Source organism: Pseudomonas sp. 14P5.3.2 (assembly GCF_057799175.1).
The window spans coordinates 13999-25028 of record NZ_JBYOKU010000020.1 but is presented as its reverse complement, the minus strand read 5'-3'; the positions used below and the strand labels follow the sequence as shown (position 1 = coordinate 25028).

The 11030-nt window shown below is 61.4% G+C and carries 7 protein-coding genes; 3 read left to right on the top strand and 4 right to left on the bottom strand.

The genetic code is table 11. The features are described 5' to 3' along the window. Positions 1–17 precede the first annotated feature (17 nt). Positions 18–461 carry an excinuclease gene (locus AC27VU_RS17250; RefSeq protein ID WP_103485585.1) on the top strand — a complete coding sequence of 148 codons (444 nt, stop codon included), beginning with the start codon at positions 18–20 and terminating at the stop codon, positions 459–461. 149 nt (positions 462–610) lie between these two features. Beyond that, the gene (locus AC27VU_RS17245; RefSeq protein ID WP_210556773.1) at positions 611–1048 is read left to right on the top strand and encodes an excinuclease; all 438 of its coding nucleotides are present in this window, start codon (positions 611–613) and stop codon (positions 1046–1048) included. 104 nt (positions 1049–1152) lie between these two features. Here AC27VU_RS17245 and AC27VU_RS17240 read toward each other — a convergent pair whose 3' ends face one another. Further along, positions 1153–2055 carry a LysR family transcriptional regulator gene (locus AC27VU_RS17240; protein WP_488724521.1) on the bottom strand — a complete coding sequence of 301 codons (903 nt, stop codon included), beginning with the start codon at positions 2053–2055 and terminating at the stop codon, positions 1153–1155. A gap of 139 nt (positions 2056–2194) precedes the next feature. On the opposite strand from AC27VU_RS17240, the gene AC27VU_RS17235 reads away from it, so the two are divergent. After that, on the top strand, positions 2195–3448 hold the full coding sequence (locus AC27VU_RS17235) for an MFS transporter (protein ID WP_473020103.1): 1254 nt from the start codon (positions 2195–2197) through the stop codon (positions 3446–3448). Positions 3449–3624: 176 nt separating this feature from the next. Here AC27VU_RS17235 and hemE read toward each other — a convergent pair whose 3' ends face one another. The 3 genes from hemE to gltB form a co-directional block, all read right to left on the bottom strand. Then, a complete protein-coding gene (gene hemE / locus AC27VU_RS17230; protein ID WP_103485588.1) occupies positions 3625–4692 on the bottom strand; it encodes a uroporphyrinogen decarboxylase in 1068 nt (355 codons plus the stop codon). A gap of 242 nt (positions 4693–4934) precedes the next feature. Further along, a complete protein-coding gene (locus tag AC27VU_RS17225) occupies positions 4935–6353 on the bottom strand; it encodes an FAD-dependent oxidoreductase (RefSeq protein WP_003220910.1) in 1419 nt (472 codons plus the stop codon). Positions 6354–6386: 33 nt separating this feature from the next. Beyond that, the gene (gene gltB, locus AC27VU_RS17220; RefSeq protein ID WP_003220908.1) at positions 6387–10832 is read right to left on the bottom strand and encodes a glutamate synthase large subunit; all 4446 of its coding nucleotides are present in this window, start codon (positions 10830–10832) and stop codon (positions 6387–6389) included. Positions 10833–11030: the final 198 nt, after the last annotated feature.

The following is an 11030-nucleotide window of genomic DNA, read 5'->3' as shown; positions in this document are numbered from 1 at the left end:
AGGTCAAGGAGACCTCCATGCGTTTCAACAAACTCGCCATCACCGCCCTGCTGCTTTGCGCCCTGCCGGCAGTCAGCCAGGCCCGGGATACACAGGTCATGCTGCCGTTCGACAAAGCGGTTGCCGAAGCCACCCGCAGCGGCAAGATCGACGGCAGCGTAAAGTTCTACCTGGCCGGCACCACCCCGCCCGGTAAAGTCACCGTTCTGAGCAGCGGCGCCGTGACCAACAAAAAGACCAACGCCTTCAACAAGACCGATCAGGAAGCCTGCGAATGGGTCGTGCAATCGGCCATCATCAGCCTGCACCAGGCCGCCAAAAGCGCCGGCGCCAACGCCGTGACCAACATCGTCAGCTTCTACAAGAGCAACGAGCACAAAGACGCGAAGAACTACGAATGCCACGCCGGCGCGATCATGGCCGGTGTTGCGTTGAAGGGTGATCTGGCGACGGTTCAGTAATTGCCAGAAACGACGAAGGGCGCCTTTCGGCGCCCTCTTCGTTTTCAGCATCTACACTCGCTCTGGCAGGTTGCCGCGTCATGCCTGCCGGAACGGCGAGCCCATCGTTCGAACACTCGCGGTTCTCTTTCACCGTCAAGGAGATGACCATGCAAGTGAAAGCCCTGATCGCCGCCACGCTCCTCGGGCTATTGCCCAGCGCCAGCCACGCCACCAATTTGATGTACATGCCGTTCGAAACCGTGCTCTCGGATGCGATTCGCGCCGGGCGGCTGGATGGCAGTGTGAAGTTCTACCTGATCGGCAACGGGCCGCAGGGCACCCAGCAGTTGTTGCGCCGCGATGTGATCAGTGATTTACGCACCAACGGCTTCAACAAGAGCGATCACGATTCCTGCGAGTGGGTGCTGCAGTCGAACCTGATCAAGTTGCAGGCCGATGCCAAGCGGGTCGGGGCGAATGCGGTGGTCAATATCGTCAGTTATTACGACCAGCATGTGCGCAAGGATTTGAATACCTATGAGTGCCGGGCCGGGGTGTTTGTGACGCGGGTGGCGTTGAAGGGGGATTTGGTGCGGTTGCCCTGAGAAATGTGGTGTTTGGGCGGGCGACTTCGCGAGCAAGCCCGCTCCCACAGGGGACCGCATTCCAGTGGTGGGAGCGGGCTTGCTCGCGAAGAGGCCGGCAGCAATCAAGCTTTTGAAGGCTCAACCTTGCGCGTCAGCAATTCGATGAACGCCTTGGCCATCGGCGATTTCTGATCCTTGCGCTGCACCAGCCACACCGCCGACACCGCCTCCGGATCGAGCAATGGCCGGTAGACCACGCCGTCGATACGCATCCGCTGATACGACGCCGGCAACACCGATACCCCCAGCCCCGCGGCGACCAGACCAATGATGGTCATCGCCTCCCCGGCCTCTTGGGCGAAGTGCGGGCTGAACCCGGCATCACGGGCCAGACTGAGCAGTTGCGCATACAGCCCGCTGCCGTAGCTGCGCGGAAAGAACACGAACGGCTCCAGCGCCAGCGCCGAGAGGAACAGCCCTTCCTCGCTGCCCTGCGCCAGCGGATGTTTGGAACCGAGCACCGCCACCAGCGGCTCACGCATCAGCTCCACCACATTCAGCGAATCCGGCAGACCCAGTGGACGCATGATCCCGACCTCGATCGACTCATCCACCAGCCCTTCGGCGACTTGCGTGCTGCTCATCTCCCGCAGGTTCAGGTGCACCGCCGGGAAACGCTGGCGAAAGGCAAAAATTGCCTGGGGAATGGTCGAGTTGAACGGCGCCGACGAGGTGAAGCCAATCTTCAATTCGCCGAGTTCGCCGAGTTGCGCACGCCGGGCAACGTCCGCCGCTTTGTCGACCTGCGCCAGCACCAGCCGCGCCTCTTCCAGAAACAATCGGCCAGCCTCGCTCAGCTCGACCCGACGATTGGTGCGTTCGAACAACCGCGCGCCGACCTCTTGCTCCAGCGCCTGAATCTGCTGACTCAGCGGCGGCTGGGAGATCCCCAGCACCTGTGCGGCGCGGCCGAAATGCAGTTCTTCGGCGACAGCGATGAAGTAGCGCAGATGACGCAATTCCATGGAAACCCCATTAGGTCGTTAAAGCTATCAAACAGGTCGAACAATATATTGGATAGAAACATTAGCCAGCTATATGATTTTTTCATTGCCTGCCCGGCCGTGCCCTCCGAGGTCTGAAGTGAAAACAGTTGTCGCCCCCCTGGCCCATGAAGTCCCGCCTGCCGCAGCCGACGATGTGATCGCCGAGCTGCAGGAGATCTACATCGAAAAAGGCACGCCGATGTTCATGCGCACGGTGCTGGCGCTGTTCAGCGGCGGCTTCGCGACCTTCGCCCTGTTGTACTGCGTGCAGCCGATGATGCCGCTGCTGTCCCACGAGTATTCGATCAATGCCGCGCAAAGCAGCCTGATTCTGTCGGTGGCGACCGGCATGCTGGCCTTCGGTCTATTGATCACCGGACCGATTTCCGACCGGATCGGGCGTAAACCGGTGATGGTCGCAGCGCTGTTCGCCGCAGCGCTGTGCACCATCGCCAGTTCGATGATGCCGAGCTGGCACGGCGTGCTGATCATGCGCGCGCTGATCGGGCTGTCGCTGAGCGGCCTGGCGGCCGTGGCGATGACTTACCTGAGCGAGGAAATCCACCCGCAGCACATCGGCCTGGCGATGGGCCTGTACATCGGCGGCAACGCGATTGGCGGGATGAGCGGGCGGTTGATAACCGGGGTGCTGATCGACTTTGTCAGCTGGCACACCGCAATGCTGGTGATCGGCGGTCTGGCGCTGATTGCGGCGGCAGTGTTCTGGAAAATCCTTCCCGAATCACGCAACTTCCGCTCGCGCTCGCTGCACCCGCGCAGCCTGCTCGACGGCTTCACCATGCACTTTCGCGATGCCGGTCTGCCGCTGCTGTTTCTTGAAGCGTTCGTGCTGATGGGGGCGTTCGTCACCCTGTTCAACTACATCGGCTATCGCCTGCTGGCCGCGCCGTACAACCTCGATCAGGTGTTCGTCGGCTTGCTGTCGGTGGTGTATCTGTCGGGCATCTACAGTTCGGCAAAGATCGGTTCGTTGGCGGACAAACTGGGGCGGCGCAAGGTGCTGTGGGCGACCATTGCCCTGATGTTCGCCGGCCTCGCGCTGACGATGTTCACCCCGCTGCTGCTGGTGATCGTCGGCATGCTGATCTTCACCTTCGGCTTCTTCGGCGCGCACTCGGTGGCGAGCAGTTGGATCGGCCGGCGGGCGCTGAAAGCCAAGGGCCAGGCGTCGTCGTTGTACCTGTTCAGTTATTACGCAGGCTCCAGCATTGCCGGCACGGCGGGCGGGGTGTTCTGGCATTTGGGCGGCTGGAACGGGATTGGGTTGTTCATTGGCGCGTTGTTGCTGGTGGCGCTGGGGGTGGCGTTGAAGCTGGCGAAGTTGCCGCCGCTCGGCGGAGTCAAAGCCTGACGCAAAACCCTGTAGGAGTGAGCCTGCTCGCGATAGCGGTGTGTCAGCCAACACATCTGGCGACTGACTTACCGCTATCGCGAGCAGGCTCACTCCTACAATTGATCCGCGTCCGACGTTGGATCGCGGAAACAAAAACGCCCGGCATAAGCCGGGCGTTTTCTATTGCGCGTCGATCACTCGTGATACTGCGCCGACAACTCATGCACCGCGCGCAGGAACGCGCCCGCATGTTCCGGATCGACCTCAGGGGTGATGCCGTGGCCGAGGTTGAACACGTGACCGCTGCCCTTGCCGTAGCTGGCCAGAATGCGCCCGACTTCGGTGCGGATCGCTTCCGGTTTGGCGTAGAGCACGGTCGGGTCCATGTTGCCTTGCAGGGCTACCTTGTCGCCGACGCGGGCGCGGGCGTTGCCGATGTCGCAGGTCCAATCCAGACCCAATGCGTCGGCGCCGGCTTCGGCGATGCTTTCCAGCCACAGGCCGCCGTTCTTGGTGAAGAGGATCACCGGCACCTTGCGACCGTCGTGCTCGCGGATCAGGCCGCTGACGATTTTCTTCATGTAGGCCAGGGAGAACTCCTGGTACGCCGCGGCCGACAGGTTGCCGCCCCAGGTATCGAAGATCTGCACCGCTTGCGCGCCGGCCATGATCTGGCCGTTGAGGTACGACGTCACCGACTGCGCCAGCTTGTCCAGCAGCAGGTGCATGGCTTGCGGGTTGTCGTAGAGCATCGCCTTGGTCTTGCGGAAGTCTTTCGACGAGCCGCCTTCAACCATGTAGGTCGCCAGGGTCCAGGGGCTGCCGGAGAAACCGATCAGCGGCACTCGGCCGTTCAGCTCGCGGCGGATGGTGCTGACCGCGTCCATCACGTAGCCGAGGTCTTTGTGTGGATCAGGGATCGGCAACGCTTCGATGTCGGCCAGGGTGCTGACGACTTTCTTGAAGCGTGGACCTTCACCGGTCTCGAAGTACAGGCCCTGGCCCATGGCATCGGGGATGGTGAGGATGTCGGAAAACAGGATCGCCGCGTCCAGTTGCGGGTAGCGGTCGAGCGGTTGCAACGTGACTTCGCAAGCGAATTCCGGATTCATGCACAGGCTCATGAAATCACCGGCCTGGGCACGGCTGGCGCGGTATTCAGGCAGGTAGCGGCCGGCCTGGCGCATCATCCACACCGGGGTGACGTCTACAGGTTGCTTGAGCAGGGCGCGGAGGAAACGGTCGTTCTTCAGGGCAGTCATGTCGGCATCCGGAAAAAAAGTGCGGGCATTTTCTCAGAGCGCGACGCAAAAGGCACGGATGCAGGTCAGCCTTTTGTCTATCGGGTCAATTTATTGCGCTGTATTGAGCGCACAGAAACCAATGTGGGAGCGGGCTTGCTCGCGAAAGCGGTGGGTCAGGCAACAAATCTGTCGACTGACACTCCCTCTTCGCGAGCAAGCCCGCTCCCACATTTTTGAGCGCATTTCAGGCTGAAATGTAATCAGACGCCCAGGTAATCAAGGATCCCTTCGGCGGCATTGCGGCCTTCGAAGATCGCCGTCACCACCAGGTCGGAACCGCGCACCATGTCGCCACCGGCGAAGATTTTCGGGTTGCTGGTCTGGTGCTTGTACTGACCCTGCTCAGGCGCGACGACGCGGCCCTGGCTGTCGGTCTGGATTTCGAACTGTTCGAACCACGGCGCCGGGCTTGGACGGAAACCGAACGCGATGACCACGGCGTCGGCCGGGATGATCTCTTCGGAGCCCGGGATCGGCTCGGGGCTGCGGCGGCCACGGGCGTCCGGTTCGCCGAGACGGGTCTCGACCACTTTCACGCCTTCGACCTTGTCTTCACCGACGATCGCGATTGGCTGGCGGTTGTAGAGGAATTTCACGCCTTCTTCCTTGGCGTTCTTCACCTCTTTGCGCGAGCCGGGCATGTTCGCTTCGTCACGACGATAGGCGCAGGTCACCGACTTGGCGCCCTGACGGATCGAGGTGCGGTTGCAGTCCATCGCCGTGTCGCCACCACCGAGTACCACGACCTTCTTGCCTTTCATGTCGACGAAATCTTCCGGCGACTTTTCAAAGCCCAGGTTGCGGTTGACGTTGGCAATCAGGAAGTCCAGCGCGTCGTAGACGCCCGGCAGGTCCTCACCGGCAAAACCGCCCTTCATGTAGGTGTAGGTGCCCATGCCCATGAATACCGCATCGTATTCGGCGAGCAGTTGTTCCATGGTCACGTCCTTGCCGACCTCGGTGTTGAGGCGGAACTCGATGCCCATGCCGGTGAAGACTTCGCGACGATTGCTCAGCACGCTCTTCTCAAGCTTGAACTCAGGGATACCGAAGGTCAGCAGACCGCCGATTTCCGGGTTCTTGTCGAACACCACCGGGGTCACGCCGCCACGCACCAGCACGTCGGCACAGCCCAGGCCCGCCGGGCCGGCACCGATGATCGCGACACGCTTGCCGGTCGGCTTGACCTTGGACATGTCCGGGCGCCAGCCCATGGCGAACGCGGTGTCGGTGATGTACTTCTCGACCGAACCGATGGTCACCGCGCCGAAACCGTCGTTGAGGGTGCAGGCACCCTCGCACAGCCGATCCTGCGGGCACACCCGACCGCAGACTTCCGGCAGGGTGTTGGTCTGGTGCGACAGCTCGGCGGCCTGGAGGATGTTGCCCTCGGCCACCAGCTTCAGCCAGTTGGGAATGAAGTTGTGCACCGGGCACTTCCATTCGCAATACGGGTTGCCGCAACCCAGGCAGCGGTGGGCCTGGTCGGCCGACTGCTGGGGTTTGAACGGTTCGTAGATCTCGACGAACTCTTTCTTGCGTTGACGCAACAGTTTCTTCTTCGGATCCTTGCGCCCGACATCGATGAACTGGAAGTCGTTATTCAGACGTTCAGCCATTGTTAAAACCTCATCAAACTCTTCAGGCGCATATCACTGCGGGTTGGCACGAGTGCTGGAAAGCAACGATTTCAGGTTGGCAGCCTTAGGCTTCACCAGCCAGAAACGGCGCAGGTAGTCATCAAGGTTTTCGGCGAGTTCACGACCCCACTCGCTCTCGGTTTCCTTGACGTACTCGTTCAGCACGTTCTGCAAGTGGCTGCGGTAGGCTTCCATCGCCTCGCCGCTGATCCGCTGGATTTCCACCAGTTCGTGGTTGACCCGGTCAACGAAGGTGTTGTCCTGGTCGAGCACGTAGGCGAAACCACCGGTCATGCCAGAGCCGAAGTTGTAACCGGTCTTGCCCAGGACGCAGACGAAACCACCGGTCATGTACTCGCAGCAGTGATCGCCAGTGCCTTCCACGACCGTGTGGGCACCGGAGTTACGCACAGCGAAACGCTCGCCCGCGGTGCCGGCGGCGAACAACTTGCCGCCGGTGGCGCCGTACAGGCAGGTGTTGCCGATGATGGCGCTGTTCTGAGTCTGATAGACGCTGCCCTTCGGCGGGACGATGACCAGTTTGCCGCCAGTCATGCCTTTGCCGACGTAGTCATTGGCGTCGCCTTCCAGGTACATGTGCAGACCGCCGGCGTTCCACACGCCGAAGCTCTGACCGGCCGTGCCTTTGAAGCGGAAGGTGATCGGCGCGTTGGCCATGCCCTGATTGCCGTGCTTGCGCGCGATTTCGCCGGAGATCCGCGCGCCGATCGAACGGTCGCAGTTGCAGATGTCCAGTTCGAACTCGGCACCGCTGAGGTCGTTGATCGCCGAGGTCGCCATGTCGACCATTTTCTCGGCCAGCAGGCCCTGGTCGAACGGCGGGTTGCGCTCAACGCCGCAGAATTGCGGTTTGTCCGCCGGGATGTGATCGCTGCCCAGCAGCGGGGTCAGATCCAGGTGGTGCTGCTTGGCGGTCTGGCCTTCGAGGATTTCCAGCAGATCGGTACGGCCGATCAGCTCTTCGAGGGAACGCACGCCGAGCTTGGCCAGCCACTCACGGGTTTCTTCGGCGACGTAGGTGAAAAAGTTCACCACCATGTCGACGGTACCGATGTAGTGATCCTTGCGCAGCTTCTCGTTCTGCGTCGCAACACCAGTGGCGCAGTTGTTCAGGTGGCAGATGCGCAGGTATTTGCAACCGAGGGCGATCATCGGCGCCGTACCGAAGCCGAAGCTTTCGGCGCCGAGGATCGCTGCCTTGATCACGTCGAGACCGGTTTTCAGGCCACCGTCGGTCTGCACCCGGACTTTGCCGCGCAAGTCGTTGCCGCGCAGGGTCTGGTGGGTTTCAGCCAGGCCGAGTTCCCACGGCGCGCCCGCGTATTTGATCGAGGTCAGCGGCGAAGCACCGGTACCACCGTCGTAGCCGGAGATGGTGATCAAGTCCGCATAGGCCTTGGCCACACCGGCGGCGATGGTGCCGACGCCGGCTTCTGCTACCAGCTTCACCGAAACCAGTGCCTTCGGGTTGACCTGTTTCAGGTCGAAGATCAGCTGCGACAAGTCTTCGATCGAGTAGATGTCGTGGTGCGGCGGCGGCGAAATCAGGGTCACGCCCGGCACTGCGTAACGCAGCTTGGCGATCAGCCCGTTGACCTTACCGCCTGGCAGTTGCCCGCCCTCGCCCGGCTTGGCGCCCTGAGCAACCTTGATCTGCAGCACTTCGGCGTTGACCAGGTATTCCGGGGTTACACCGAAACGGCCGGTCGCGACCTGCTTGATTTTCGAGCTCTTGATCGTGCCGTAACGTGCCGGGTCTTCGCCGCCTTCGCCGGAGTTGGAACGCGCACCGAGGCGGTTCATGGCTTCGGCCAGGGCTTCGTGAGCTTCCGGCGACAGTGCGCCCAGCGAGATACCGGCGGAGTCGAAGCGCTTGAGCACCGATTCCAGCGGCTCGATTTCACTGATGTCCAGCGGCTTGTCGAGCGTCTTGACCTTGAACAGGTCGCGAATCATCGACACCGGACGGTTGTCCACCAGCGAGGTGTATTCCTTGAACTTGGCGTAATCGCCCTGCTGCACGGCGGCTTGCAAGGTGTTGACCACGTCCGGGTTGTACGCGTGATATTCGCCGCCGTGGACGAACTTCAGCAGACCGCCCTGCTGGATCGGCTTGCGCGGACTCCAGGCTTCGGTGGCGAGTGCTTTCTGCTCGGCTTCGATGTCGACGAAACGCGCACCCTTGATGCGGCTCGGCACGCCCCGGAAGCTCAGTTCGCACACTTCTTCGGACAGGCCGATGGCTTCGAACAGCTGCGCACCGCGGTACGAGGCGATGGTCGAGATGCCCATCTTCGACAGGATCTTCAGCAGACCTTTGGTGATGCCTTTGCGGTAGTTCTTGAACACCTCATAGAGGTCGCCCAGCACTTCACCGGTGCGGATCAGGTCGCCCAGCACTTCGTAGGCCAGGAACGGATAGACCGCCGAGGCGCCGAAACCGATCAGCACCGCGAAGTGATGCGGATCGCGTGCGGTCGCGGTTTCCACGAGGATGTTGGAATCGCAGCGCAGGCCTTTTTCGGTCAGGCGATGGTGCACCGCGCCGGTCGCCAGTGAAGCGTGGATCGGCAGTTTGCCCGGCGCGATATGACGGTCGCTCAGAACGATCTGGGTACGCCCGGCACGCACGGCTTCTTCAGCCTGATCGGCGACGTTGCGGATCGCCGCTTCGAGGCCGACGCTTTCGTCGTAGTTGAGGTCGATGATCTGCCGCTCGAAACCCGGGCGGTCGAGGTTCATCAGCGAGCGCCACTTGGCCGGCGAGATCACCGGCGAGCTGAGGATCACCCGCGAGGCGTGTTCCGGCGATTCCTGGAAGATGTTGCGCTCGGCACCGAGGCAGATTTCCAGCGACATCACGATCGCTTCACGCAGCGGGTCGATCGGCGGGTTGGTGACCTGCGCGAACTGCTGGCGGAAATAGTCGTACGGCGTGCGCACACGCTGCGACAGCACGGCCATCGGCGTGTCGTCGCCCATCGAACCGACGGCTTCGTAGCCCTGTTCGCCGAGCGGACGCAGCACCTGATCACGCTCTTCGAACGTGACCTGATACATCTTCATGTATTGCTTGAGCTGATCGACGTCGTAGAACGCCGAACCGTGGTCGTTGTCTTCCATGGTCGCCTGGATGCGCAGGGCGTTCTTGCGCAGCCATTGCTTGTACGGATGACGGGATTTCAGACGGTTGTCGATCGCGTCGGTGTCGAGGATCTGCCCGGTTTCGGTGTCCACGGCGAGGATCTGGCCCGGGCCGACACGGCCCTTGGCGATCACGTCTTCTGGCTGGTAGTTCCAGACGCCGATTTCCGAAGCAACGGTGATGAAACCGTTGGTGGTGGTGACCCAGCGCGCCGGACGCAGACCGTTACGGTCGAGCAGGCACACCGCGTAACGACCATCGGTCATCACCACGCCGGCCGGGCCGTCCCACGGTTCCATGTGCATCGAGTTGTACTCGTAGAACGCACGCAGATCCGGGTCCATGGTTTCAACGTTCTGCCACGCAGGCGGAATGATCATCCGCACGCCACGGAACAGGTCGATGCCACCGGTGACCATCAGTTCGAGCATGTTGTCCATGCTCGAGGAGTCGGAACCGACACGGTTGACCAGCGGGCCGAGCTCTTCCAGATCCATCAGATCGTTGGTGAACTTGGTCCGACGGGCCTGCGCCCAGTTACGGTTACCGGTAATGGTGTTGATCTCGCCGTTGTGGGCGAGGAAGCGGAATGGCTGAGCCAGCGGCCATTTCGGCAGGGTGTTGGTGGAAAAGCGCTGGTGGAACACGCAGATCGCGGTTTGCAGGCGCTGGTCACCGAGGTCCGGATAGAACGCGGCCAGGTCGGCCGGCATCATCAGGCCTTTATAGATGATGGTCTTGTGCGAAAAGCTGCAGATGTAGTGGTCGGTATCGGCGGCGTTGGCCACCGACGAGCGACGACGGGCGCTGAACAGCTTGACCGCCATGTCCTGATCGCTCAGGCCTTCACCGCCGATGTACACCTGCTCGATCTGCGGCAGGCGCTCAAGGGCCAGGCGGCCGAGGACGCTGGTGTCGATCGGCACTTTGCGCCAGCCGATCAGTTGCAGGCCTTCAGCGAGGATCTCGCGGTTCATGTTCTCGCGAGCGGCTTCGGCCTTGGCCGGATCCTGGTTGAAGAAGACCATGCCCACGGCATATTGCTTGGGCAGCTCGACGCTGAAGTTTTCCTGGGCGATCGCCCGCAGGAACGCGTCAGGCTTTTGAATCAGCAGACCGCAACCGTCACCGGTCTTGCCGTCGGCATTAATCCCACCGCGGTGGGTCATGCAGGTCAGGGCCTCGATGGCCGTTTGCAAAAGGGTATGACTGGGCTCGCCCTGCATATGGGCTATCAGGCCGAAACCGCAGTTATCCTTGAATTCATCTGGTTGGTACAGACCTGCTTTCATAGACACTTTCTCACCAGGCTGCCTCTTTTCGAGGCAAATTTCTTTTCAATTCAACCACTTGCTGACCGCGCCGAACGTACGCCGGCTTTGCGGGGGCAAAAGGGTGGTCATTGTACACAGCGACACAGACGCTCACAAATTTGACGACGAAATGTCGCAAATCTATGTCGCATTTGTGAAAGGTTTAAAGCGATCTGC

Excerpts from the sequence above, each read along its gene's own strand:
- AC27VU_RS17250 (WP_103485585.1), top strand. The coding sequence starts at position 18 with ATGCGTTTCAACAAACTCGCCATCACCGCCCTGCTGCTTTGCGCCCTG.
- AC27VU_RS17245 (WP_210556773.1), top strand. The coding sequence starts at position 611 with ATGCAAGTGAAAGCCCTGATCGCCGCCACGCTCCTCGGGCTATTGCCC.
- AC27VU_RS17240 (WP_488724521.1), bottom strand. The coding sequence starts at position 2,055 with ATGGAATTGCGTCATCTGCGCTACTTCATCGCTGTCGCCGAAGAACTG.
- hemE (WP_103485588.1), bottom strand. The coding sequence starts at position 4,692 with ATGACTGCCCTGAAGAACGACCGTTTCCTCCGCGCCCTGCTCAAGCAA.
- AC27VU_RS17225 (WP_003220910.1), bottom strand. The coding sequence starts at position 6,353 with ATGGCTGAACGTCTGAATAACGACTTCCAGTTCATCGATGTCGGGCGC.
- gltB (WP_003220908.1), bottom strand. The coding sequence starts at position 10,832 with ATGAAAGCAGGTCTGTACCAACCAGATGAATTCAAGGATAACTGCGGT.